The following is a 23,610-nucleotide window of genomic DNA, read 5'->3' on the forward strand; positions in this document are numbered from 1 at the left end:
CAGGCTCACTCGGGAGTGTCTTTAGAGCAGGGGCGCTCTTACTAAAGCGCGGGGGGCGCAGCCTCCAGCTTTTGCGGCGCAACGCGCCGACGAGTATCTTTTCTGTCAGCCCAACAAAATGGGGGCCGCAGCCCCCACTCATAACGCAAGAGCTTGTTAACTTGGTATGTCGTTGATAGACCACAGCCACGGCACAGATGGATCTGTGTTACTGCAAACTTTATTGCCCCGAGAGTGTTTGGGAAAGTCACTTAAGATCTCATTGGCTTCTGATATTGTCAGAACCCAACCCGCATCCTTAGCCCAGTTGATAAACTGATTAGTATCAAGGTTGAAGTGTGGTGTTATCTTTACATCTAGTCGTTCTTGGGCTGTGTCTGGAAACCTAGTTCCATAGTGTTTAATGATGTCCCATGCCTCAGTGAGATCCATATACCTTCCTCTTTTTGCGTCTCATTGGAATCTACTGTTTATAGTGCATATGCTGGCTTTTTCCATCAATTTGAATCAGTTAACACCCAGTTTTTTCCTCCAATAGAACGCGGCCATTTGCCGTTCTGAACGTTCCGCCTGGATGATGGCTATAGCCTCCAGCCTTCTCCTGTCGTAGGTGACTCCTGTCGGTGAGACAAGGCAATCATTCTTCATCCGCCAGCCTTCCCATTCCTTCCAGATAGTGGGCAACTCCCTACCCGAAGCCATACGCATCAGCCGTTTATAGGCAGGTGGGATCTCTTTACCCTTATCCCAATATGTGACCTGCCTCACAGAAACAAAACAAAGATTGGCCGTTTCTTCAATTGATAAACCGCACTCAAACCAACGAAAAATGAAGTTTTTGGTCAACTCTCGTTCCATCCAAGTAAATACCTGATAAACCAGCAAAATTGCGTGGAGTGGCTTATCGGCGGGTTTCGGATGGGCATTTAACAAAACGTCGCATTATGCGCAATGGCGGATGCAGGAGGACAGAATGAAGAAACCTGAGCAATGGAGCCGTTTTGATGCGGCTGACGGCTTGGCCACCGAGGCCGACATGGTTGCCTATCTGGAGGCACCTCTTGAAGATGGTGATCCGGCGCTGCTGACTGCGGCGTTTGATGAGCTGGCTCGGTGTGACCCCAGCGCCACCGCAGCAAGTGAGATTGATTGGGGTTCAGATGTTGGATTGGAACGTTTTGAGTAACTACGGTTATCTTATCCGCGGATTGTAAGATTTTTGCATATCTCGCGCTCCTGCCCATCTATCGTTCGATGAAATGTCTTCTGTCGGTGCATTGATAATGGCGCTTTACATGGGTAGCAATGAGTGGCGTTTGGCATGATAGCAAGAAGATAAAAGCACAAAGGTAAGCCGATGACTCCCAGAAGAATGATTAATACTTGATTGTCCATCTAGCACCTTCAGGCAATGAAGTGGTTAGATGCCGATAAATAGGGTTATCGGCATTGCTGTGAGAGATAACAAGGCTTATTAAAAGAAGTAGCCCGCAGCTTTTCCTTCGCTTAAAGGTTCGGAAATCGATCAGGATCGAGGCTACACACAGACCTCCATCGATCTGACTGCCCAAAGCAGAAGGACGATATCTGGTTGATTCCCCCTGAAGTGCTCTTGCAGCGATAACAGAATAACACAGTCAACCGCCCTGCCCCACATCACCGAAATGTGCCATTATGAGACAAGAGTCCACTTTTAAAGCAAGACGTTGTGCGGAATCCCCCTCACTTATTGAACATTATGTTTGATTTTCACAGTTAAAACCCTCGTTATTACAATGAATATTCTTAGAAATATCTGTCCCCTACTTGAGAGGTCTCTCTCTGGAAATATTGATACTCCTTCTTGTAAAACAGCCATAAAAATGCCGACTACCGCGATAGATTCCCCTCCCCTTAATCCTCACGGCTTATTGTTGTGGCTGGCATGATTGCGACTTTTTTGGAAGTCGGGTCAATTCATATTCAAGGCACGTTTGGCGATGGCCAATGTGGGTGGCTGGCAGGTCAAGTAGAGGTTGCTGTTGAACTGCTGCAATATAGGTTTGAGCTCGTTCATATCATCGGGATGGAGGGTTAAGGACCAGAGTGCTCTGGGCTGGCCGTGATGGAGGCCATTGGTATAGATAATGGTGCAATCTTCGATACGCAACTCTTTGCAGTGGGCCTCCATCTGCAGGCCCACATCCGGAAACCAGATATGCAGTGTGCCTGAAGAGATAAAGGTGAACTGGGCCATGAGCGACCCTTTGCCAACGATCCTGAAGGTCTTTTCCACCACTGCCACTTGCATATCAGCTCCTTGGTTTCTCGTTAATATTGACATCAATATCACCAATGATGACTGGATATGCAAGTGTGATAACAAGGCGCAGCTCAAACCGAATATTATTGCTTCAGGCATGTTACTTGGCTTTCGGCATCAGGTGGTCTCGGTGTTTCAGCAAGCAATTTCGTTTTTTGCTTCTCTGTTACTACGCGATAAATATGTATGCCGCAGATGAGAAGGTGCCTGTTCTTAATCATCCATGTGAACCAGAAATATTCCCTGAACCGATTGCCATCCAGAGAAGTACAACATCGCCGCAGCAACTTCTATGACACCCCAAGCAAGCCATTCTGTGCTCTAAGAGCAGTCAATACAAATAAGGGGCATGTCACGTTGTTCGTTAGCTTTTGTGAACGTTATCTCTCACTTGTTGGTTCAATCGATCCAGCGGTTTTTGCTGGGCGCTCTCATGTCGTTCACTGTTGCTGGTGTGCAGATATTTCGAAGTGGTGTCGATGCTGTCATGTCCTGCATCGGCTTGTACGTGGGAAAGCGGTCTCCCATGCAGGTTGATGTCATGGGTGATCCCGGTGTGGCGTATAGCATGGGGAGATAGTTGCCGCATTTCGGCCGCATCCTGGACAAATCCATCCTGCTCTGCCAATTCTGCCCCTTTACCGATGATCACCATGATCAAATCCCGTAGCTGGCGAATTCCAAGGTTGGCGTTGAGTTCCCCTTGCTCGCGACCGTGGGCTGCCGCTTTATGGCGAACGAACAGTGGCGTCTGTTCATCCGGTGTCGGCAAGGGAGAGAGACCGAGGAAGCGGCGGTAGCGTTCGAGTGCCGCCAACAGCGCTTGGGATACCGCTACGGTACGCCGTTTGCCCCCTTTGCTTTGCGGAATAAAGTAGCCCCAGACGCCAGTTTTGCGATCCCGCCTGAACTGCCCCATCACAGGGGTAAAGCCCGGCCGGGCAGCAACCTCAGAGATCCGCAGATAGCAGGCGTACATCAGAATGGTGAGAAAACGGCTGCGCTCGTGCTGCTCCGGATGGTCGTTGGCAAGGGTATCGGCGGCCTGCATCACGTATGACCACTGCAACTCGCTGAAGGCCTGCACCTGATCATCGGCTTCCAGCTGTTGCGGCCGTTTGACCCGCTGCAGCAGCAGAGCGGGATTCCTGTCCATGTACTCCTCCTGGATCAGAAACTGGAAGAAGGCCGACAGGATGGCGAGCTTGGTCTTCATCGCCTGCTCGCTAAGGCGGTAGGGCAAGGTGCGGCCCAGTTCCCGTTTGCCCAAAAACGGTCGCCATTGCGGATTGGGTAAGCGCTCTCCCCATTCCTTGTCGAGGACAAATTGCGCCACGTTGCGATAGGCGATTAGCTCTTCAGGAGGGGACTGACAGTAGTCAAGATAGCGGATCATGATACGGCGAGTAAGATCTTTTGGACTGATGGCAGCGTCGCGAAAGCACCAGTGCAAAAAAGTGGTCAGTTCGCTGCGATAGGTTTTGTAGTTGTTTTCGCTGTTGCGTTGCTCTAGCAGCCAATCGACCGCCAGTTCGTAAACCAGCCCGGCATCGGGTACATCATTGAGGCTGAGGTTGGCAAGGTACTGATTGACCTGCGGATTGCCAACTTCCAGATAGATAAGGCTGTCAAACAGCGGCATGGCCGGCGGCAAGGATAATGGTTGTTGAGTCATGGTGATACTTGTTGATGCTGAGATGAGTCGATATGAGCCTGTGAGCCGAGACGATAGAAAAGGGCTCGTGATAGATGAATGCGGCTTCTATTGGGATTGGTACTGCCTCTTGTTGTTGCTGATTAAGGTAACCGGGAGCGATCTGGATAACGTTCTCTCCACTGTTTGCTCATTATTTCCTCATAGATCTGGCTGATGTCGCTCAGTGGTGCACACAATTCAGTTATGCATAGGATATGCAGCATGGTTAAAAAATTCTCGGGGTAAATAGCCGTGAAAATGGTTTTAAATGCAAATAAAGTGAATGCGTTGAACCATTTATCCCGAGAAATAAGGTCTGTGCAATCAGGCCACCTGTTTGAGTGGCTTCTCCTTGCGCTTGGCTGCTGGTGCCTCTTCCTCTTTCGTACCTGCCTGAACCTTGCCGCCGCGCAGCAGGGTTTGCAGCACATCACGCTGCTCTGCCAAGTAGAATGCCAGACTCTCTTGCTGCTCTGGTGCCAGCTCGATCGGGGCGCCAGCCAACAGGGTCATCAACTCATCGGCCGTATCCAGCAGCTTGTCATAGGCATCGGCCTCTTTTTTGCTGGCAAAGGTCATTTTTTCCACTCCCCCACGAACAACCACATATTTGATCTCGACAGCCATGATGGCCTCCTCTTGGTGATGATGGATAAAGTATATGTATGGATATACAGCATTGCAAATAACCTCACCGGAAAAGAGTTCGCCGGGGTTTAGCGACAAAAGCCGCGCTGGATCAAGCTGTCTCAAAGTGCCATTTGACTTCCACGCCTGACTGGTCGGATCATGGCCTTATGACGATCGTACGACACCTGTTTATCCTGCTGATGGTAGAGGTGCTGCTCCTCGGGAGTATCGCCCACGTGGTCGTGGGACTCTCTTGGTTGCTGACCCTGCTGTTTGTAGTGTTTGCCCTGCTTGGGTTGCGCTGTCTGGTGGTGCTCGGCAGCTGGCTGTTTACCCGCTTCTACCCCTCCCCGGCTATCGGCCCTTGGCGCAGGGTGAAGATGATGGCGCAGGAGATGCTGGCCTACCTCTATACCTTCACCTTGTTGCTACCGTTTGAGCCTTTGCTGATGGCACCCGATCGGCTGCGTCCATGCCAGCGTCCCATATTGCTGGTGCATGGTTACGGTTGCAGTCGCGGGATCTGGCGCACCCAGCGCGCCCGACTGGAGACCGCAGGCCATGTGGTCGCCACCATTACCTTGATGCCACCATTTGGTCATATCGATGAGATGGTGCCGCTACTGGCCAAGCGAATTGACGATGTGCTCGCGCACACTGGGGCTGACAAGCTGGTGCTGGTCGGTCACAGTATGGGCGGGTTGGTCTGCCGCGACTATCTGGCTATCCATGGTGGTGACAAGGTCGCACGCCTGATCACTCTGGCTACGCCTCATCAGGGCAGTCAGTTGGCCGCCCTTGGGCTTGGGGCCAATGCCCGTGAGATGGAGCCCGGTTCCGGCTGGTTGCAGCGTTTCGCCTCGGTTCCTCTCTGCGTACCCGGCATCTCGGTGCGCACCAGTCACGACAATGTGGTGATGCCGCAGGAGCGGCAACGATTGGCGGGAATGGAAGATATCGAGTTGCCTGCCATTGGCCATCTCTCTCTGCTCTACTCCCGTCGCACGACTGATCTGCTGCTTGATCTGTTGTCCCGAGTCTGACCCTCCTTATTCGTCCTTCAACTGTTATTCCAAATAAAACAGGGGCCTGATTGCTCAGGCCCCTGTTGATCTCTTTATCCCATCATCCGGTTAGAAGTGTATCCCCTTGATCAGGGTCGAGACGGCAACCTGATCGGCGGTGGCTTTGGATTTGTCGCCATCCTTGGGATCGGCAAAGGTGCGGAAGCTGGTGTTCATGATCACCTGGGCGACACGTGGTGCCAGGGCATGCACCACCTGACCAAACACCCCGAGGCGAGTGGCCAGTCGCACATGCTTGTTGATGATGGTATCGCACACCAGATCGGCCGCCTCTTCCGGCGTCATCATAGGTACCTGCTCATAGACCTTGGTCGGCGCTACCATCGGCGTTTTCACCAGCGGCATATTGATGATGGAGAAGCTGACCCCCTTATCGGCAAACTCGGAGGCGGCGGTACGCACCCAGGCATCGAGGGCCGACTTGGAGGCAACATAGGCGGAGAAGCGCGGCGCATTGGTCAACACCCCGATGGAGGAGATGTTGATGATGTGCCCTTTTTTCTTCTCAATCATGGTGGGCAGCACCCCCATGATCACCTTGAGTGCGCCGAAGTAGTTGAGCTGCATGGTGCGCTCCAGATCGTGGAAGCGATCGAAGGAGTCCTCGATGGAGCGGCGGATGGAGCGGCCGGCATTGTTGACCAGAATATCGACGCCGCCGTGATCGGCCACGATGCGAGCGGTGATCTCCTCGGCTTGCGCCAGATTGGCGAGATCCCCCTGATAGATCTCGATGGTCAGCCCCAGCTCGGCAAACTCAGCTTTAGTCTCGGCAATCTTCTGCTCGTCGCGCGCGATGGTAACGACGTTGGCCCCTGCCCCCGCCAGCTTGCGTGCGGTTGCTCGGCCAATGCCGGAGGTGGCCCCGGTCACCAGCACCACCTTGCCCTCTACCCGACCACGCAAGGAGCGATCGATGAAGAGCTCCGGGTCGAGGTGACGCTCCCAGTAATCCCACAGCCGCCAGGCGTAGCTGTGCAGTGGTGGCACTTCGATACCGGTCCCTTTCAGTACTCGCTGGGTTTCGCGACTGTCGAAACGGGTGGGATAACTGATAAGGCGGAACACATCCTTGGGCAGACCCAGATCGGCGATGGCGGCATCGCGGATGCGGCGCACCGGCGCCATGGTCATCAGCATGGCAGTCAGGTGGCGGGGAATGAAATTAAAGAGAGAGGCATTGATGCGGATCGCAGGCTCCGGCGCATGGGCGGCGCGGGAGAAGGTGCTCAGCATGTCGCCAACCCGCATCGGGTTGGGGTCGGTCAGGTGGAAGGTTTTGTTCTCCTCGCCCTCTTGATGGGCGATATGCACCATGGCATCGACCACAAAGTTGACCGGCACTATGTTGATGCGCCCGCCCTCAACCCCGATGGCCGGCATCCAGGGCGGCAGCAGACGACGCAGCTTCTGGATGGTCTTGAAGAAGTAGTAAGGGCCGTCGATCTTGTCCATCTCGCCGGTATTGGAGTCACCGACAACGATCCCCGGTCGATAGACTCGCCACGGAACTGTGCACTCGTTTCGCACAATACCTTCCGCTTCGTGCTTGGTCTGGAAGTAAGGCATGTCGAGGTGTTCGGCCTCATCGAACATGTCCTCGCGAAACAGACCGTCGAACAGGCCAGCTGCAGCAATAGAGCTGCAGTGGTGGAACTGCCCCGCCCCCAGCCGCTCGGCAAGTTGAACAGCCTGACGGGTCCCTTCGGTGTTGACCTGCTGCTGGATCCCGGCCTTGGCGTTGAGATCATAGATGGCAGCCAGATGGAAGAAGTGGTCGATCTTGCCGATCAACTGCTCCTGCATCTCGCCCGATACCCCCAGCAGCGGTTGCGTCATGTCGCCAAAAACCGGGACCGCGCGCGATTCATCCACATTCCAGAATGAGAACAGCTCTGGCAATTTCTCCTGATGAGAAGAGCGCATCAGAAAATAGACGGTACAGTCGGGATGCTGTTGGAATAACTTTTTGATCAATCGACGCCCGATAAAACCACTACCGCCGGTAATGAAATAGTTCATAAAGAGAATCCTGCTACTGATTAGGGTGTTACTAGGTTGTTAGATATATCACGATTCATATGGAAATCCGCAATTTGATTGTCGGTTCGTGAGCAAACCCTAATTTCGGTGGTGTGCCTGTTCCGTTATTAGGTAGAACCCTCTATTTTTTGTCCCTAGACTGAAGTTGAAAAATCAGTAATGCCACAACCCGATTGCAGTTTCGTTGTCGCCATTACATTTATCTGTCGTTATTCAAGGAGAAGATCATGGCTAAGAAATTGAAAGCGCTGGCAGGTTCAGTGACCGACAACCAACTCACCTCCACCATCAAGGAGTCCACCCAGCAGATCTGGTTGGCGGGTCTGGGTGCCTATGCCAAGGCGCAGGAAGAGGGTGGCAAGATCTTTGAAGCCCTGGTGCAGGAAGGGGAAGCATTGCAGGCCAAAACCCGTCAGAGCGCAGATGAGAAGATTGCCGCTGTGACCGACAAGACCGCCAATACCTGGGGTCGTCTGGAGCAGGTGTTTGAAGATCGCGTGGCCCGCGCTGTGGCCAGCCTCGGCATTCCGACCCGCAAGGATATCGACAAGCTCTCCAAGCGCATGGCCGAGCTGACCGATGTAGTCCAGCAACTGCTGGATGCGCAGGAAGAGGAAGCCCCTGCCGCTGAAGCCAAACCGGCTGCCGCCAAAAAGCCCGCTGCCCGCAAGCCTCCGGTAAAGAAGGCGCCGGTAGCCAAGGCTAAAGAGGCCGTGGTTGAGCAGGCCGCCGATCTCCTCTCCGCCGCTGAAGATGCGGTGAAAGAGGTGAAAGCCAAAGCAGAGAGCGTCCTGCCCTGATCCCTCGCGGTGACGGAAGGTGATTGATACCGGCCCATGCCCTGCGCTGGGCCGGTCTTGTCATGGTGAATGTCATGGATAGAGAGGCGACGCTATGAGTACCATCGCAATTGCCCTTGCTGGCGGCGGGCCGCTCGGCGGCATCTACGAGATCGGTGCCTGCGCAGCCCTCTCTGACAGCATCAACGGCCTGCGCCTTGACCATGCCGATATCTATGTCGGCGTCAGTTCGGGGGCCGTGGTGGCATCGGCGCTGGCCAACGGCATCTCGCCGGCTAAGCTGGTGCGGATCCTGCTCAGCGATGATTCGGGGGAGATGTTTGACCCGGCCACCTTGCTGCGCCCCGCCTTTCGTGAATATGCCGACCGCCTGACCTCGATCCCGCCACTGGCGTGGCAGAGCCTGACCTACTATCTGGCGGCGCCCTGGAAGCGCAGCCTGTTTGAATCGCTGCAGGGGCTCTCCAAGGCCATTCCGACCGGACTGTTCGACAACCGCGGGGTGGATCGCACCCTGACCCAGTTTTTCTCTCGTCCCGGCCGCAGCAACGATTTCCGCCAGTTGCGCAGTCGACTGTTTGTGGTAGCCACCGAACTCGACACCGGTCATCCGGTCGCCTTCGGCAGCTCGGGGCTCGATGATGTGCCCATCTCGGCGGCGGTACAGGCGTCAGCCGCCCTGCCCGGTCTCTTTCCGCCCTCCTTGATCAACGGTCGTTACTATGTGGACGGGGCGCTGATCAAGACTCTGCACGCTTCGGTAGCGCTGGAAGAGGGGGCGGATCTGGTGTTCTGCATCAATCCGCTGGTGCCCTATGATGCGGACATGGCCGCCGGTGCGCCGACCAATCTGGTGGACAGCGGTCTGCCGGTGGTGCTGGCCCAGACTTTTCGCGCCATCATCCACTCCCGCATGCATGTGGGGATGGATCGCTACAGACACCAATATCCCGACGCCGATGCCCTGCTGTTTGAGCCCTCTTCTGCCGATGGCGAGATGTTCTTCACCAATGTGTTCAGTTACCGGGATCGCCGCCGTCTCTGCGAGCACGCTTACCAGCATACCCGCCGCGATCTCTGGCAGCGTCGTGACGAGCTGGCGCCGGTGCTGGCCAAGCATGGCCTCGAGCTCAATCTGGCTGCGCTGGCCGATGAAGATCGCACCCTGCTGGCCCCCGGCATTGGCTCGGTTGCCGCCCTCGACAAGTCGCTGGAGCAGCTGCAGCACTGGCTTGCCAAACGCTATCGCCACGGCGTGCGTCGTTCATCACCAAAGGAGTAGCATGGATCGCAAACCCAAACGTCGTACCCGGGAGCGGATCCTGACCACTGCCCTCGCCTGCTTCAATCGACAAGGGGAACCCAGCGTCACCACCTCGGCCATTGCGGCCGAGATGGAGATCAGCCAGGGCAATCTGTACTACCACTTCCACAACAAGGAGGAGATCGTCAACGCCCTGTTCTGCGAATTTGAACAGCAGATGGATCGCCTGCTGGAGGCGGTCAGCACCCCGTCCGATGAGCCCGAAGATATCTGGCTCTTTCTCCACCTGATGTTTGAAGCCATCTGGCAGTACCGTTTCCTCTACTACGATATCGCGACCCTGATGAGTGGTTATCATCAGGTGGAACAGCGCTTTTCCGCCCTGCTGCGCCGAAAGGAGCAGACCGCCATCGCCATTTGCAACCATCTGCAAACGGTCGGGCTGATGGAGGGCACGGCGCAACAGATGCGCACGCTGGCGGCCAATGTGGCGCTGGTGGGCACATTCTGGATCTCTTACCAGCGGGCACTGCATCCCAAGGCGGACGCCGATATCGCCCTCGGCGTCTTTCAGGTGATGCAGCTGGTCGCACCCTATTTGCGGGCCGATGCCCGCGCTCATCTGGGCGCCCTCGCCCACCACTACACCGACAAGGTTTGATTCACATGCTACAGGGAGAACAAGCATGACCACTTCACAACTCGAATTTGTCCCCTTCCCCTACGCGGATGCGGCCTATGAGTATGCTGGCCAGAAGCTGGCGGACAACTGGGATCGTCTCCATCAGGGGGATGCCGAACCCTGGCCCGAGGATGAACAGGTACAGGATGCCTGGCGGGCCTATCATGCCGGGGATTTTGCCCGGGCCGTCGCTCTTGGTGAAGCGGCCGGTGAGGCGGGCCTCAATGTGGCAAACAAGGCGCTGGTGATCCACGCCAGCTATCTGCTGGAGGACAAGTATGCCAAACGAGCCGCCTTCGAGCGGGCGGCCAGTCATGCCGAGAAGCTGCAAAAGCGCCAGCCCAGGAACGCCAACGCCTGGTATTTCCACGCGCTGGCACTCGGTCGCTACAGTCAAGTGATTTCCATCTCCAAGGCCCTCTCGCAAGGAATTGGCGACAAGATCAAGGCAAGCCTTGAGAAGGCGCTGGAGCTGGCGCCAGACCACGCCGAGGCCCATATCGCCTTTGGCGCCTGGCATGCGGAGATCGTCGACAAGTTGGGGGCCATGATCGGCGGCCTCACCTATGGCGCCAAGAAGGAGGAGTCCGAGCGTCACTTCAAGGAGGCGCTGGCGCTGATCCCCGACTCGGCTATCGCCCGCATGGAGTACGCCAACGCTCAGGTGATGCTGCACGGCAAGAGCCGCCTGAAAGCCGCCGAAGCCCTCTATGCCGAAGCGGCCGAGTGCGAACCCATGGATGCCATGGAGCGCCTCGATGTGGAGGCGGCGCGCGAAGAGCTGGAGGATTAACCGTCACTCCTGCCACTAAGAGGTAGCAAAACAAGAGGCCAACCCACGGGTTGGCCTCTTTTATGATGGGAGCTGACCGGTTGGCTACGCCGCCACCGGTCTATCAAATGCACGATCAACCGAGCAGCGCATCCAGTCCGTTGGGGTCAAACAACAGCTCCGGCTCCATCAGCACCAGCAACAGCAGTTGCTCGAACTCCACTGCAAACCGCTCGACCACCCGATCCGGATCCGGAACCAGCTTCTTGTCGGTGATAAGGCCAAGCTGCACCTTGTGATCGTAAGAGAGGATGGAGACGCCGACGCCGATATCCCCCGATTGCGGGACCCAGAACAGCGGCTGACGCAATTTTGCTCCAGCCAGATAGAGGGTCTGCTGCGGGCCGGGCACGTTGGTGATCACCGCGCTGGCCTTGGCCGTGAGCAGCTCGACGGCCTGCTGTTGCACCGCATTGGGAGCCATGCCAAGGGCATGTAACAGGTTGAGCACTACCACGGGTTGTAGCGAGGTGCGCAGCGCCTGCATCCGGTCACGTACGGTATAGAGCCGCTGCAACGGGTGTTCAACATCCAGTGGCAAGTCCAGGGCCACCAGCCCGAAGCGGTTGCCAAGTGCCCCCTCATCGTCCGGTGCACGCATATTGACCGGCACCAAGGCGCGGATCTTGACCTTGTTGGCATCATCCCCTTTCTCCTGCAGGTAGTGGCGAAACGCCCCTGCGGTGGCGGCGATCAGCAGATCGTTGACCGAGCAGCCCAGTACCTTGCCCACCGCCTTGATATCCGGCAGATCAATTTGCTCCGACCAGGCCACCCGCTTGGTGCTGGTGGTCTTGCCCCGCAGGCGGCAGGGGGAGTCATCACCGAGGGTGGCGATATTGCACAGCTCACTCGCCAGATCGCGCCCAGTCTTGAGGTAATCCACCGCCTTGGTGGGATGGGTGACCACTTCGACATATTTGGACCAGAGGCTACCGGTCAGCTTGAGACCGGCTCGCACCAGACGGCTGCCCTGGTGGCAATCCTCCTCATCCTCGTCATCGCTGTCATCCAGTGGCTCCGGTGACGGTGGTCGCGGCGCCCCTTCCGGGGTGTTATCCATCATGGTCAGCATGGCCCGCACCAGCGAGAAGCCGTCGCCCATGGCGTGGTGAATGCGCACCACCAGCGCTTGCCCACCCAGCGACGTGTCGGTCAGGTGCATATCCCACAGGGGGCGCTGGTGGTTGAGCGGCGTCGAGGCGAGATCGGCCACCAGCTTCTCCAGCTCCAGCTTGCCCGCTTCACCCGGCAGGATCACTCGCTTGAGGTGCTGATCGAGATCGAAATCGGGATCATGACGCCAGTAATAGGAGCCCCCCTCCAGCACGGCCCGCTGGTGAAAGCGGGGTTGCACCGAAATGGTGTGGCGCAATCCGGCCCGCAGACGCGCTTCATCAAGCTCTCCTTCAAACATCAGGACACCGATGATCTGCATCAGGTTGTTGGGTCTGTCCATGCGTAACCAGGCGGTATCGACGCAGGAGATAAATTCACTCAGTGGCATGGTTGTTTCCCTACAAAATGAATTTACCGAGGCGGCAAATTGCTCCTGTCCTCATATCCGGATGAAGACTTGATGCAATCAGAATGACTTTAATGAGTGCCGACTCGAAATATGAAATAAAGATGAAAGATTACTGACAAATAGAATCAAGACCTCGCCTGAGAATAAATCTGACAAACCATATGGCTTGCAAACTTATTTCAAACAGCCATCGTTTACAGCTGGTTTATTTAAAAGCAGTGCAACGAAGAGTTTCAAACACGTTTGGGGCAAGGTAAGCGATTGTCGACATAATCGAGGATCTCTTGCTCCAGTACGCTGCGTACTGGCAACAGCATCAAACCAAGATGCACTTCCAGTTTCAGGATATCTTCGTCCAGGGTGAGAGTGCCATGTACCCCTGAGCCGCGAAAGCGTAGCTCGGTCTCCTCTTCATCCGCCCATTCGCAATTGAGTTGATAGCTCTCGCTCATGTCCGCAGCGATGGCTTCGGCCGCGATCCGGGCGGCGGCCAGTCCCAGCGGATGCTGACGGCTGATCTGGATGGTAGAGAGTGCGCTGCTGCCAGCGAGCGAGTTGAAGAACATGGTCGTTACTCTGGGTCATAAGTTAGTTATTGATATTAAACACATGTTCACAACAAATGAAAGGATGGTTCACATAAATGGGACTCACTTAACAGAGTCGAGAGGGATGCAGGCCATCAGCGTGGCATGGCATTTATTCCCTCCCCCGTGCGCGCTACACTTGTCACGGAACGGTCAGCAAAAGCTGCTTATTTTTCATTCATTTGTATCTTCGTATCACCGAATCCCCATCAATGGGCCCAAGGCCAGAGAGCTGTAGATGACGCATCAAGAACATGCCCACGACGACGATAGCACCCTGGGTCGGCTCTACCGCCAGCTCAAGCGGGTTGCAGCCTTGCGCGAGCAGATGCGTGCCCACCCGGAAGATCAGCAGGATCGGGATCGGCTACGCCAGTGGCAGGCCGACCGGTTGGGGCGAACCCATCGTGATCTGCTGGAGAGTGACCGCTACGGCCCTGCCGCCGAGTTCTTCCTGACCGACCTCTATGGCTCGGGGGATTGCGCCCGCCGCGATGCAGATGTGATGCGGGTGATGCCGACCGCCGAACGACTGTTGCCGGAGTCCGGCCTCAAGGTGCTGGCGCAGGCGATCGAGCTCGACGCTCTCTCCGAAGAGCTGGACTACCTGATGGTGGTGGCGCTACGGCGCATTGATGGCATAGCTCCCATCACGCCGGACCACTACACCATCGCCTATCGTGCCGTGGGTGAACAGGCGCGCCGGGAACATCAGATTGCGTTGGTGAGCGAGCTTGGCATGACGCTGGACAGACTGGCGAGAAAGCCGCTGCTGGGGGCAACCCTCAAGCTGGTGTCAGGGCCCGCCCATCTGGCGGGGCTGGGCGAGCTCTTCTCCTTTGTCGAGCGCGGCTATCAGGTGTGTCATCAGATGGGGCGTGCCAACGAGTTTCTCGAGACCATCGCCAGTCGCGAGACGGCCATCATGACGGCGCTCTTTAACGGCGACAGCAGTGCGCTTGGGTAAGGCTTATCGAGGGATAAGCCGCCAGAATAACAAAGCGGGCCGATGAGCCCGCTTTTCGTTTATCACTGTTTGCCGATATGTTGGCCAATGCAAGACCGGTCAGATCACCAGCAGATCCATAAAGGCGTGTACCGGGGTGGCAGCAAGCCGCGGCCCATCCTGACAGAGAGCAAGGATGTCGCTGACCCGTTTGGCCGGGAAGCGGGTGGCCAGGTTGTGCTGGAATTTCTCCACCAGCAGCGGAATCCCCTCCTCCCGCCGGCGGCGATGGCCGACCGGATACTCCACCTCCACCTTGGCGGTGTGAGTGCCGTCCTTGAAGAAGATCTGGATGGCGTTGGCAATGGAGCGCTTGTCTGCCTCCAGATACTCGCGGCTGTAGCGTTTATCCTCCTGTACCACCATCTTGCCGCGTAGCGCGTCGATGCGGGGATCGGCCGCCACGTCATCCTCGTAATCCTCGGCGATCAGGCGACCGAAGATGAGCGGCACCGCCACCATGTACTGCAGGCAGTGATCCCGATCGGCGGGGTTGTTGAGGGCACCGACCTTGCTGATGATGCGAATGGCCGACTCATGGGTGGTGAGTTCGATGCGGTCGATCTCGTCGAGCCGCCCCTTCACCTGCCCATGCAGCTTCATGGCGCACTCCACCGCGGTCTGGGCATGGAACTCGGCGGGATAGGAGATCTTGAATAGCACGTTCTCCATCACATAGCTGCCGTATCCCTGATGCAGGGCGAACTGGTTGCCCTTGAACAGCACATCGTAGAAGCCCCACTTGGGGGCGCTCAGCACACCGGGATAGCCCATCTCGCCACTCATGGTGATAAGGGCGAGGCGCACCGCACGAGAGGTGGCATCCCCCGCTGCCCAGCTCTTGCGCGATCCCGCATTGGGGGCATGACGGTAGGTACGCAGGCTCTGGCCATCGACCCAGGCCTGGGAGACCGCATCGATCACCTGATCGCGGGTGCCCCCCAGCATATGAGTCACCACGGCGGTGCTGGCGACCTTGACCAGTACCACGTGATCGAGACCGACCCGATTGAAAGAGTTTTCCAGCGCCAGCACCCCCTGAATTTCGTGGGCTTTGACCATAGCCACCAGCACATCGGCCATGGTAAGCGGCGCCTTGCCCTCGGCCACGCGAGTACGGGAGAGCCAGTCGGCAGTGGCCAGAATACCGCCCAGATTGTCGGAGGGGTGACCCCACTCGGCGGCCAGCCAGGTGTCGTTGTAATCGAGCCAGCGGATGATGGCACCGATGTCCCAGGCTGCCTTGACCGGATCGAGGCAGAGCTGGGTACCGGGAACCCGGGCGCCGTGGGGTACCAGTGTACCGGGGACTATGGGGCCAAGGTGTTTGGTACACTCGGGGAAGCGCAGGGCCAAGAGGCCACAGCCGAGCGTGTCCATCAGGCAGTAGCGGGCGGTGTCGAGGGCCGCCTGGCTGGTAATGGGGTGGTTGCAGACATAATCGGCAATATCGACCAGCACCTGATCAGGGTCTGGTCTGTGGTTGACGTCGACGTTGGCGGACATCGTGACTTCCTTATCGTTGTTGTAGAGAGACAAAGTGACGGGGGGCCGGGCCGACATAATCGGCGCTCGGGCGGATGATCCGGTTGTGCTCGCGCTGCTCCATCACGTGGGCGCACCAGCCGGTGACCCGTGAGCAGACGAAGATAGGCGTGAACAGCTTGGTCGGGATCCCCATGTAGTGATAGGCGCTGGCATGGAAGAAGTCGGCGTTGGGAAAGAGCTCTTTTTCTTCCCACATCACCTTCTCCGCCTCGCAGGAGACGCGATAGAGGCGATCATCCCCCACCGCCTCGGCGAGCTTGGCCGACCACTCCTTGATGATGACGTTGCGCGGGTCCGAGGTGCGGTAAATGGCGTGGCCAAAGCCCATGATCTTCTCCTTGGCCGCCAGCTTGGCCAGCAGTTCGCGCCTTGCCTGCGTTTCATCTTGCCAATGTTCGATCATCGCCATGGCCGCCTCGTTGGCTCCGCCGTGGAGCGGGCCGCGCAGGGTACCGATGGCCGCTGTGATACAGGAGAACATGTCAGAGAGCGTCGAGGCGCAAACCCGCGCCGCAAAGGTGGAGGCGTTGAACTCATGCTCGGCGTAGAGGATGAGGGAGACATGCATCACCCGGCGCTCCAGCTCGCTCGGCGCTTTCTGGTGCAGCAGCGCGAGGAAATGGCCACCGATACACTCTTCATCGGTATCGAGGGCGATGCGAACTCCCTCGTGGCTGAACTTGTACCAGTAGATCAGAATGCCCGGGAAGGCGGCCAGCAGCCGATCCGCCACTTCGTGTTCATGCTCGAAGCCATCTTCCGGCTCCAGATCGCCGAGCATGGAACAGCCGGTGCGCAGCACATCCATGGGATGAGCATCGGCGGGAATCCGCTCCAGTACCTCCAGCAGAGCCGTCGGCAAAGTGCGCAGGCGACGCAGTTCGCGCTTGTACGCGTCAAGCTGCTGCTCACCGGGCAACTCCCCCTTGAGCAGCAGATAGGCGACCTCCTCGAACTGGGCGCTATCGGCCAGCTCCTTGATGTCATAGCCGCGATAAGTAAGACCGGTGCCGCTCTTGCCCACGGTGCAGATACTGGTCTCCCCCGCACTCTGCCCGCGCAGACCGGCCCCGCCCAACGGTTTTTGCTGTCCCATAAGCTGCCTCCTATTCCTTGGCTGTAAACAGACGATCCAGTGTCTGCTCGTAGTGGTGATATCCGAGGAAGTCGTAGAGTGACTCCCGGGTCTGCATGGTCTCCACGACGGCCCTTTGATGACCATCCTGGCGAATATGGTGATAGACGTTGAGGGCGGCCTGATTGGCTGCGCGGTTGGCGCTTAACGGGTAGAGCACCATGTCGACCCCGTGCGCGGCCAGTTGCTCTTTGTCAAACAGCTCGGTTTTGCCGAACTCGGTCATGTTGGCGAGGATCGGCACTTCGGCCGCCTGCTTGAACTGGTCGTACTGGGCAAGCTCGGTCACCGCCTCGGCGAAGATCATGTCGGCACCGGCTGCCACATAGGCAGCGGTGCGTTCAAGAGCCGACTCCATCCCCTCCACCGCCAGTGCATCGGTGCGGGCCATGATGACGAACTCGCTATTCTCGCGGGCATCCACTGCGGCCTTGATGCGATCACACATCTCTTCAAGCGTGACCACCGCCTTGTTGGGGCGATGACCACAACGCTTCTGGGCCACCTGATCTTCCATATGGACGGCGGCAACTCCGGCGCGCTCAAACGCGCGAATGGTGCGGGCGATATTGAATGCCCCGCCCCAGCCGGTATCGATATCGACCAGTAGCGGCACACGGGTCGCCGCTGTGATCCGCTCGGCATCGATCAGCACATCGTTGAGGGAGGTCATGCCGAGATCCGGCAAGCCGTAGGAGGCATTGGCTACCCCGGCACCGGAGAGATAAAGAGCTTGAAAACCGCAGCGCTCGGCCATCAGCGCCATATAAGCATTGATGGTGCCGACGATCTGCAGGGGATGTTCATTGGCAAGGGCAGTGCGAAAGCGCAAGCCTGCCGAGGGGGACAAACTGGACATCATGACTCCTTTCACCTGTCTAGTCTGGCTATCTAATATCACGTTTACGTTAACGTCAATCATACTTTCGTAACATTCCGGCCGCAGGCAAGACAGGAAACCGGTTTTAGGGTAAATTTCACCAATTCCTTCAACAGGTTGAATTGTATGATGGAGCCCGGTTCCGTGATTGTCTGTCCGGCGTGCGACTTGCTGATCCAGCGCAAAGCGCTGCCGCTGCGTCGCCATGCCCACTGCCCGCGATGTCATCAACATCTCTATGGCCGTTATGCCTTTCGTCCCTCCCAGTTGATGGCCCTGACCATCACCGGATTTCTGCTGCTGCCCTCCGCGTTTTTTGAGCCGTTGATCTATCTGCGGCTGGCTGGGGTCAACACCGATGCCGACCTGCTGCGCGGTATCCTGGTGCTGTTTGGCGAAGGTGAGTTTTGGGTGGCCTCTTTGGTGCTTTGGTGCGCCGTGTTGGCGCCGGTGGGGTTATTGGCGGGGATCTTTGTGCTGGCTTCGGGTCTGGCCAAACGTTGGCACATTCTTCCCGTCACCTTGAAGCTGGTCGAGGTGTTTCGCCACTGGGCCATGCTGGAGGTCTATATCGTCAGCTTGCTGGTTGCCCTGTTCAAACTGATCGACATCGCCGATGTGCGCCTCGGTGGCGGCTTGCTCAGCCTCGGTATTCTGATGCTGCTCAACATGACCCTGCTGATCCTGTTTGACCCCGCCCCCTACTGGGCGCGGATCCCGTTAAAGGAGCCGGAACATGACCAGCGCCCGTGAGATGGGGCTCTGCCGCTGCCATACCTGCGGTCTGCTGGTGCGTTATCAAGCCGGGGCAGTCTGCCCCCGTTGCAGCAGCAAATTACAGGTGCGCATTCCCCGCTCCCTCGCCTGGTCGTGGGGCTTGCTGGCGCTCGCCACCTTCATGTTGTTGCCTGCCAATCTGTTGCCCATAACCCATTTCTACAACAAGGGGTTGCTGCAGTCAGATACCATCTTCAGCGGTATCATGATGCTCTATCGCAGCAAAATGAGCGGGATTGCCACCATAGTTCTCACCGCCAGCATACTGGTACCCGTGGGCAAGATATTGGGGCTGGGCTGGATCTGCTGGCAGTTGCAGCGGGCCAAGCCGGTTCGGCGCAAGCGCCAGCTGGTGATGTATCGGGTGATCGATTTTATCGGTCGCTGGTCAATGCTGGACTTGTTCGTGATTTCGCTGATGGTGGCACTGGTCGATCGGGGTGTGCTGCTGAGTGTCCGCGCAGGCCCGGGGGCCACCGCCTTTGCCGGTGTGGTGGTGCTGACCATGATGTCGGCTCGCATGCTCGATACCCGTTTACTATGGGACAAGGCGGCCCGTTGATGATTTCTCTGTTTTTGTCTGATGTGCTGTTTAATCCAGCCAATAAGGAGTCACTATGATCGGGGCTGAACCCGTCATTGAAAAGCGTCGCTGGTTATCGCCGGTCTGGCTGTTACCCCTGATAGCCCTGCTGCTGGCGGGTGGCTTTCTCTATCAGCAGGTATTGAGCCGTGGCCAGCTTATCCAGATCAACTTTGCCCAGGGCAACGGCATCTTGCCGGGTAAAACCCAGGTTCGTTATCAGGGGGTGGCCATCGGCGTGGTGCAAGAGCTGGAGCTGGCTGAAGATGGCCGCAAGATTGCGGTAATGGCCAAGATTGACAGCCGTGCCAGGCCGCTGATCCGCAAGGGATCCGACTTCTGGCTGGTGAGCCCCAAGGCGTCGCTCACCGAAATCTCCGGCCTCGATACCCTGGTCTCCGGCAACTACATCAACCTGCAACCGGGGCGTGAAAGCAATCCGCTGGAGGAGACCTTCGATGCACTGGATGGCCCCCCTCCCGGCTATCAGGCTCAGGGGCGGATGCTGCACCTGACCGCCGATTCGCTGGGTTCGGTTGGGATTGGCGCCAAGCTCTATTTCCGCGGTATCGAGGTGGGCAGCGTCATCAATACCCGCCTGGGTCAAGACAACCAGAACGTCATTCTGGATCTGGTGATCGAGCCGCGTTTCGAGCATCTGGTCAAAGCCGATACCCGCTTCTGGAACATCAGTGGCATCAAGGGCTCCTTCAGTCTGGCTGGCGTCAGCGTGGAGGCCGGCAGCCTCACCTCCATTCTGAGCGGCGGCATTGCCTTTGACTCGCCCAAAGATTCACCGGAACCGGAGAAGGGACAGACTTTCGTCCTCTATAAAGGGCTGGCGGAAGCGGCGCGTGGCGAGCGTATCGACATTGCGGCTGGCGATCTTCCGGTCAAGGAGGGGATGCCCATCCTCTATGAGGGGATCGAGATCGGTCGTATCGACCCCATTCGCCTCACCGACAAAGGCCGTGTGGTCACAGCGCTGATCAACCCGGAGCAGGCCTATCGCATTACTGACAAGAGTCAGCTGGTGTGGGAGAGCGTCTCCCTCTCCGCGACCGGCGTGCAGCATGCAGATCGCCTCCTCTCCGGCCCGGCCATTCGCCTCGACTATGTAGCGGGCAAACCGGTACAGAAGATGACCCTGACCGATCGCGCCCCCCAGAGCGGTACCAAGGTGACGCTGCAGGCTGACGATCTGACGGGGCTCAATCAGGATGCACCTGTCTGGTACAAGGGATTGCAGGTGGGCCGTATCAGCCAGCTCACCCTGGATGCGCGCGGCAATGCCAGCGTCGAGCTGGTGATGGCGCCGAACTATGGTCATCTGCTCAACCGTGCCCGCTTCTATCGCGCCGCCCCGTTGCAGATCGATGCCGATCTGAGCGGCATCAAAGTAGAAACCAGTCCGGCCAGTGCATGGTTGGGGGGCGGGATCAAGCTGGTACAAGCCAGCAGTGGCGAGCGGATTAACCGTCTCTACCCGAGTCAGGAGCTGGCACTGCTCGGTACCCGTGATGCCAAGCCGCAGCGCTGGTTGCTCAAAGCAGATCAGGCCGATGGCATCGGCATTGGCTCACCTGTACTCTATCTTGGGCTTGAAGCGGGCAAGGTCAAACAGCTGCGTGCCGCCAAAGAGGGGGTCGAGATCGAACTCGAGATTGATGGAGTCTATGCTCCCCTCCTCGCCCAGCAACCCCAATTCTGGAAAAAACCGGCCATCGACACCAAGGTGCGGGTCGATGGGGTGCAGGTCAAGGTGGGCAACCTCGGTACCCTGCTGCGCGGTGCCATTGAGTTTGATCGGTTGGCCAATGGCCGCAGCAGTCATCAACTGTTCGATTCCAGGGAGCAAGCCAAGGCCAAGGTGCGCCAGCTGTCACTGGTGGCAGAGAGCAATCCGGGGCTCGGGATTGGCAGTCCGATCCGCTATCGCGGGGTCGATATCGGTAAAATTGAAGAGATCGAGCTGGAGCCGTCTCTGGGTCAGGTGATCTTCAAGGCCGAACTCGATGGCCACTACGCCGAGCGTTTCCTGCAGTCCGGCGCCCGCTTTACTCTGGTGCAGGCCAAGCTGGGATTAGGCGGCGTTGCGCACCTCGATACCCTGATCAAGGGGGCATTTGTAGAAGCACAACCGGGTAAAGGCGCAGGCAAAGATCGCTTCCCCTTGAGTCAGGTCGGCCCGGTGGGTCTGGCTCTGACCCTCAAGAGCCCCTCGGTTAATGGCCTGAGCGTCGGCAGCCCGCTGCTGTTTCGCAAGATGGTGGTGGGCAGTGTCACCAAGGTGGCGCTGGCTCGGGATGGCAGCGAGGTGGTGATCGATGTCAACGTGGATCAGGAGTATGCCCATCTGGTGCGAGCCAACTCCCGTTTCTGGAATGTCTCCGGGGTCAAGGCGGATATCGGGCTGACCGGCGGCACTATCGAAGTGGAGACGGTGCAGAGCCTGCTGGCCGGCGGCATTGCTTTCAATACGCCGGAGAAAGAGATGGGTCCAACCGTCAAAGCGGGCCACAGCTATGCGCTCTACGGCAAGGCCGAGAAAGAGTGGCTGGAGTGGAGTCCACGTATCCAGCCCTGACCTCTTCCCTTTGTATCTCATCCAAGCCCGGCACTGTGCCGGGCTTTTTTATATTCCGGTGCCTGTTGATAGGGTTCAGATTCAGAATATTCTTAGCCTTGTGGTAGGATATCGCCCCTCTTTTTCGGTCAACGAGACGGCACAGTGCACGACAACACCTTCCTTCCCGATTACTTTTTACGCCACATTGCGGCCATTATGCCGGCCCATCTCTCGATGGAAGACTTTGTGGCCAGTTGTCGACGTCCGCTGCGCCGCAGCATTCGGGTCAATACCTTGAAGATCGCCGTCTCGGATTTCGTCGCCCTGATGGAGCCACTGGGTTGGCAGCTTGACCCTGTCCCCTGGTGTGACACCGGCTTCTGGCTGACCCGCAGCGACGAAACCGTCCCACTTGGCAATACCGCCGAGCACTTGAGCGGGCTCTTCTACATTCAGGAAGCGAGCTCCATGCTGCCGGTGACGGCGCTCTTTGCCAGCGACAAGATCAAGGCGGATGGCATGTTGCTGGATGCGGCGGCGGCCCCCGGCTCCAAGACCACCCAGATAGCCGCCTTGATGAACAATCAGGGAATGCTGGTTGCCAACGAGTTTTCCAGCAGCCGGTTGAAAGTGCTTAGCGCCAATATCCAGCGCTGCGGCGTGACCAATGTGGGGATGACCCATTTTGATGCCAAGGTATTTGGCCAGTGGTTGCCGGAGACCTTCGATGCCATCCTGCTCGATGCCCCCTGCTCCGGTGAAGGGACGGTGCGCAAGGATGAAGATGCGCTGCGCAACTGGAGCATCGAGAGCATCGACGAGATTGCGGCGGTGCAACAAGGGTTGCTGGAGAGCGCCTTCCATGCCCTGAAACCGGGTGGTGTGCTGGTCTACTCCACCTGTACCTTGAGTGAGCAGGAGAATCAGGCGGTCTGCCAATCCCTGCTGAACAAGTTTGGCGATGCCTTGAGTTTTGACTCGTTGGCAGACCTGTTCCCCCATGCAGAGCAGGCCTGTACATCCGAAGGATACCTGCACGTTTGGCCCCAGATCTTCGACAGTGAAGGCTTTTTCGTCGCCAGATTGCGCAAGCATCACTCGGTACCCAACACCATGTTCAAGCCGGGCAAGCTGGGTAAATTCCCTTTTGCGCCACTTCCTGCCAAAGAGGCGGAACCCATATTGCGCGAGATCGAAGCCAACTTTGGGGTGGCACCGCAGGGTCAGCTGTTTGGCCGCAATGACGAGATCTGGCTCTTCCCCGAGCGGTTTGATCAGGTGCAGGGCAAGCTTCGTTTCGATCGCATCGGCATCAAGTTGGCCGAAACCTTCAAGAAAGGTTATCGCCTCACTCATGAGTGGGCACTGGCCTATGGCGATAAAGCGAGCAAGGGCGTGGTCGAGCTGGATAGCGCCAATGCGCGGGAATTCATGATGGGGCGGGACGTTTGGCCAGAACAGGATGCTGGTACTGGCGAGGTGATCGTCCGCTATCAGGGGCATACCCTGGGCATGGGGAAATGGGTGGGGAGTCGGGTCAAGAATGCCCTCCCCCGCGAGCTGGTGCGTGACAACAATCTGTTCAATGCGTAGTGGGCCGCTCGGTGCATAAGCACTTGAACGAGTCTGAAATACCCACACTCTGGTTGAACTTTTCTTCGGA

The 23,610-nt window shown here is 57.5% G+C and carries 22 protein-coding genes; 12 read left to right on the top strand and 10 right to left on the bottom strand.

Translation table 11 applies throughout. From position 1 onward, the window contains the following. Positions 1-507: 507 nt before the first annotated feature. The gene (locus tag LRL22_RS05880) at positions 508-858 is read right to left on the bottom strand and encodes a DUF3653 domain-containing protein (RefSeq protein WP_043850803.1); all 351 of its coding nucleotides are present in this window, start codon (positions 856-858) and stop codon (positions 508-510) included. Between the two features lie 115 nt (positions 859-973). Between LRL22_RS05880 and LRL22_RS05885 the strand changes: the two genes are divergently transcribed. Beyond that, a complete protein-coding gene (locus LRL22_RS05885) occupies positions 974-1,186 on the top strand; it encodes a helix-turn-helix domain-containing transcriptional regulator (RefSeq protein ID WP_270904935.1) in 213 nt (70 codons plus the stop codon). Positions 1,187-1,951: 765 nt separating this feature from the next. Here the strand turns inward: LRL22_RS05885 and LRL22_RS05890 are convergent. Next, positions 1,952-2,236 (bottom strand): hypothetical protein, encoded by a 285-nt coding sequence (locus LRL22_RS05890; protein ID WP_270904936.1) that lies wholly within the window; start codon positions 2,234-2,236, stop codon positions 1,952-1,954. On the opposite strand from LRL22_RS05890, the gene LRL22_RS05895 reads away from it, so the two are divergent. Beyond that, complete coding sequence (locus LRL22_RS05895; protein ID WP_270904937.1) at positions 2,235-2,501, top strand: hypothetical protein; 267 nt, start codon at positions 2,235-2,237, stop codon at positions 2,499-2,501. The two genes, LRL22_RS05890 and LRL22_RS05895, sit on opposite strands and share 2 nt — an antisense overlap. Positions 2,502-2,666: 165 nt before the next feature. Here LRL22_RS05895 and LRL22_RS05900 read toward each other — a convergent pair whose 3' ends face one another. Further along, entirely contained in the window at positions 2,667-3,944 is a 1,278-nt protein-coding gene (locus LRL22_RS05900; protein ID WP_270904964.1) for a tyrosine-type recombinase/integrase, read from the bottom strand. Positions 3,945-4,322: 378 nt separating this feature from the next. Continuing rightward, positions 4,323-4,625 (bottom strand): YebG family protein, encoded by a 303-nt coding sequence (locus LRL22_RS05905; protein ID WP_005333111.1) that lies wholly within the window; start codon positions 4,623-4,625, stop codon positions 4,323-4,325. 170 nt (positions 4,626-4,795) lie between these two features. On the opposite strand from LRL22_RS05905, the gene LRL22_RS05910 reads away from it, so the two are divergent. Further along, positions 4,796-5,671 (top strand): esterase/lipase family protein, encoded by an 876-nt coding sequence (locus LRL22_RS05910; protein ID WP_270904938.1) that lies wholly within the window; start codon positions 4,796-4,798, stop codon positions 5,669-5,671. A gap of 90 nt (positions 5,672-5,761) precedes the next feature. On the opposite strand, the gene LRL22_RS05915 is transcribed toward LRL22_RS05910, so the two are convergent. Continuing rightward, positions 5,762-7,735: an SDR family oxidoreductase gene (locus LRL22_RS05915; protein WP_270904939.1), complete on the bottom strand. Its 1,974-nt coding sequence runs from the start codon at positions 7,733-7,735 to the stop codon at positions 5,762-5,764. 248 nt (positions 7,736-7,983) lie between these two features. Here LRL22_RS05915 and LRL22_RS05920 point away from each other — a divergent pair, with 248 nt between their 5' ends. The 4 genes from LRL22_RS05920 to LRL22_RS05935 all read left to right on the top strand — a co-directional run bounded on the left by LRL22_RS05920 (position 7,984) and on the right by LRL22_RS05935 (position 11,295). Continuing rightward, a complete protein-coding gene (locus LRL22_RS05920; RefSeq protein WP_005333118.1) occupies positions 7,984-8,556 on the top strand; it encodes a phasin family protein in 573 nt (190 codons plus the stop codon). A gap of 94 nt (positions 8,557-8,650) precedes the next feature. Next, positions 8,651-9,838, top strand: coding sequence for a patatin-like phospholipase family protein (locus tag LRL22_RS05925; RefSeq protein ID WP_042055038.1), 1,188 nt, complete (start codon positions 8,651-8,653; stop codon positions 9,836-9,838). Between the two features lies 1 nt (position 9,839). Then, positions 9,840-10,481 carry a TetR/AcrR family transcriptional regulator gene (locus LRL22_RS05930; protein ID WP_005345492.1) on the top strand — a complete coding sequence of 214 codons (642 nt, stop codon included), beginning with the start codon at positions 9,840-9,842 and terminating at the stop codon, positions 10,479-10,481. 25 nt (positions 10,482-10,506) lie between these two features. After that, positions 10,507-11,295, top strand: coding sequence for a hypothetical protein (locus tag LRL22_RS05935; RefSeq protein WP_270904940.1), 789 nt, complete (start codon positions 10,507-10,509; stop codon positions 11,293-11,295). Positions 11,296-11,410: 115 nt separating this feature from the next. On the opposite strand, the gene LRL22_RS05940 is transcribed toward LRL22_RS05935, so the two are convergent. Further along, complete coding sequence (locus LRL22_RS05940; RefSeq protein ID WP_043820038.1) at positions 11,411-12,841, bottom strand: wax ester/triacylglycerol synthase family O-acyltransferase; 1,431 nt, start codon at positions 12,839-12,841, stop codon at positions 11,411-11,413. Positions 12,842-13,095: 254 nt separating this feature from the next. Continuing rightward, positions 13,096-13,428 carry a polyhydroxyalkanoic acid system family protein gene (locus LRL22_RS05945; RefSeq protein WP_058057034.1) on the bottom strand — a complete coding sequence of 111 codons (333 nt, stop codon included), beginning with the start codon at positions 13,426-13,428 and terminating at the stop codon, positions 13,096-13,098. Between the two features lie 259 nt (positions 13,429-13,687). Between LRL22_RS05945 and LRL22_RS05950 the strand changes: the two genes are divergently transcribed. Continuing rightward, on the top strand, positions 13,688-14,416 hold the full coding sequence (locus LRL22_RS05950) for an FFLEELY motif protein (RefSeq protein WP_270904941.1): 729 nt from the start codon (positions 13,688-13,690) through the stop codon (positions 14,414-14,416). Between the two features lie 99 nt (positions 14,417-14,515). Here the strand turns inward: LRL22_RS05950 and LRL22_RS05955 are convergent, their stop codons facing one another. From LRL22_RS05955 to prpB, 3 genes are read right to left on the bottom strand one after another with little or no spacing between them, the layout of a single operon-like run. Then, positions 14,516-15,961, bottom strand: coding sequence for a bifunctional 2-methylcitrate dehydratase/aconitate hydratase (locus LRL22_RS05955; protein ID WP_270904942.1), 1,446 nt, complete (start codon positions 15,959-15,961; stop codon positions 14,516-14,518). Positions 15,962-15,971: 10 nt separating this feature from the next. Further along, positions 15,972-17,099, bottom strand: coding sequence for a bifunctional 2-methylcitrate synthase/citrate synthase (prpC, locus tag LRL22_RS05960; protein ID WP_150389117.1), 1,128 nt, complete (start codon positions 17,097-17,099; stop codon positions 15,972-15,974). A 10-nt stretch (positions 17,100-17,109) separates the two neighbouring features. Beyond that, positions 17,110-17,997 (bottom strand): methylisocitrate lyase, encoded by an 888-nt coding sequence (prpB, locus tag LRL22_RS05965; protein ID WP_270904965.1) that lies wholly within the window; start codon positions 17,995-17,997, stop codon positions 17,110-17,112. Positions 17,998-18,144: 147 nt separating this feature from the next. Here prpB and LRL22_RS05970 point away from each other — a divergent pair, with 147 nt between their 5' ends. From LRL22_RS05970 to rsmF, 4 genes are all read left to right on the top strand, one after another. After that, entirely contained in the window at positions 18,145-18,771 is a 627-nt protein-coding gene (locus LRL22_RS05970; protein ID WP_100645876.1) for a paraquat-inducible protein A, read from the top strand. Then, the gene (locus tag LRL22_RS05975; RefSeq protein ID WP_005333132.1) at positions 18,755-19,357 is read left to right on the top strand and encodes a paraquat-inducible protein A; all 603 of its coding nucleotides are present in this window, start codon (positions 18,755-18,757) and stop codon (positions 19,355-19,357) included. The genes LRL22_RS05970 and LRL22_RS05975 overlap by 17 nt, the downstream gene beginning before the upstream one ends. Before the next feature lie 55 nt (positions 19,358-19,412). Beyond that, positions 19,413-21,965, top strand: coding sequence for an MlaD family protein (locus LRL22_RS05980; protein WP_270904943.1), 2,553 nt, complete (start codon positions 19,413-19,415; stop codon positions 21,963-21,965). A 144-nt stretch (positions 21,966-22,109) separates the two neighbouring features. Then, a complete protein-coding gene (gene rsmF / locus LRL22_RS05985; RefSeq protein WP_270904944.1) occupies positions 22,110-23,540 on the top strand; it encodes a 16S rRNA (cytosine(1407)-C(5))-methyltransferase RsmF in 1,431 nt (476 codons plus the stop codon). Positions 23,541-23,610 lie beyond the last annotated feature (70 nt).

The organism is Aeromonas sp. PI_26 (assembly GCF_027854445.1).
Lineage (GTDB): Bacteria > Pseudomonadota > Gammaproteobacteria > Enterobacterales > Aeromonadaceae > Aeromonas > Aeromonas veronii.

What these genes read in the sequence shown, in the direction of transcription:
- LRL22_RS05890 (WP_270904936.1), bottom strand. Translation starts at nt 2,236, where the DNA reads ATGGCCCAGTTCACCTTTATCTCTTCAGGCACACTGCATATCTGGTTT.
- LRL22_RS05950 (WP_270904941.1), top strand. Translation starts at nt 13,688, where the DNA reads ATGACGCATCAAGAACATGCCCACGACGACGATAGCACCCTGGGTCGG.
- LRL22_RS05880 (WP_043850803.1), bottom strand. Translation starts at nt 858, where the DNA reads ATGGAACGAGAGTTGACCAAAAACTTCATTTTTCGTTGGTTTGAGTGC.
- LRL22_RS05945 (WP_058057034.1), bottom strand. Translation starts at nt 13,428, where the DNA reads ATGTTCTTCAACTCGCTCGCTGGCAGCAGCGCACTCTCTACCATCCAG.
- LRL22_RS05920 (WP_005333118.1), top strand. Translation starts at nt 7,984, where the DNA reads ATGGCTAAGAAATTGAAAGCGCTGGCAGGTTCAGTGACCGACAACCAA.
- LRL22_RS05975 (WP_005333132.1), top strand. Translation starts at nt 18,755, where the DNA reads ATGACCAGCGCCCGTGAGATGGGGCTCTGCCGCTGCCATACCTGCGGT.
- LRL22_RS05935 (WP_270904940.1), top strand. Translation starts at nt 10,507, where the DNA reads ATGACCACTTCACAACTCGAATTTGTCCCCTTCCCCTACGCGGATGCG.
- LRL22_RS05930 (WP_005345492.1), top strand. Translation starts at nt 9,840, where the DNA reads ATGGATCGCAAACCCAAACGTCGTACCCGGGAGCGGATCCTGACCACT.
- LRL22_RS05915 (WP_270904939.1), bottom strand. Translation starts at nt 7,735, where the DNA reads ATGAACTATTTCATTACCGGCGGTAGTGGTTTTATCGGGCGTCGATTG.
- LRL22_RS05895 (WP_270904937.1), top strand. Translation starts at nt 2,235, where the DNA reads ATGAGCGACCCTTTGCCAACGATCCTGAAGGTCTTTTCCACCACTGCC.
- LRL22_RS05885 (WP_270904935.1), top strand. Translation starts at nt 974, where the DNA reads ATGAAGAAACCTGAGCAATGGAGCCGTTTTGATGCGGCTGACGGCTTG.
- LRL22_RS05910 (WP_270904938.1), top strand. Translation starts at nt 4,796, where the DNA reads ATGACGATCGTACGACACCTGTTTATCCTGCTGATGGTAGAGGTGCTG.
- LRL22_RS05940 (WP_043820038.1), bottom strand. Translation starts at nt 12,841, where the DNA reads ATGCCACTGAGTGAATTTATCTCCTGCGTCGATACCGCCTGGTTACGC.
- LRL22_RS05900 (WP_270904964.1), bottom strand. Translation starts at nt 3,944, where the DNA reads ATGCCGCTGTTTGACAGCCTTATCTATCTGGAAGTTGGCAATCCGCAG.
- prpC (WP_150389117.1), bottom strand. Translation starts at nt 17,099, where the DNA reads ATGGGACAGCAAAAACCGTTGGGCGGGGCCGGTCTGCGCGGGCAGAGT.
- prpB (WP_270904965.1), bottom strand. Translation starts at nt 17,997, where the DNA reads ATGTCCAGTTTGTCCCCCTCGGCAGGCTTGCGCTTTCGCACTGCCCTT.
- LRL22_RS05955 (WP_270904942.1), bottom strand. Translation starts at nt 15,961, where the DNA reads ATGTCCGCCAACGTCGACGTCAACCACAGACCAGACCCTGATCAGGTG.
- LRL22_RS05905 (WP_005333111.1), bottom strand. Translation starts at nt 4,625, where the DNA reads ATGGCTGTCGAGATCAAATATGTGGTTGTTCGTGGGGGAGTGGAAAAA.
- LRL22_RS05925 (WP_042055038.1), top strand. Translation starts at nt 8,651, where the DNA reads ATGAGTACCATCGCAATTGCCCTTGCTGGCGGCGGGCCGCTCGGCGGC.
- LRL22_RS05970 (WP_100645876.1), top strand. Translation starts at nt 18,145, where the DNA reads ATGATGGAGCCCGGTTCCGTGATTGTCTGTCCGGCGTGCGACTTGCTG.
- LRL22_RS05980 (WP_270904943.1), top strand. Translation starts at nt 19,413, where the DNA reads ATGATCGGGGCTGAACCCGTCATTGAAAAGCGTCGCTGGTTATCGCCG.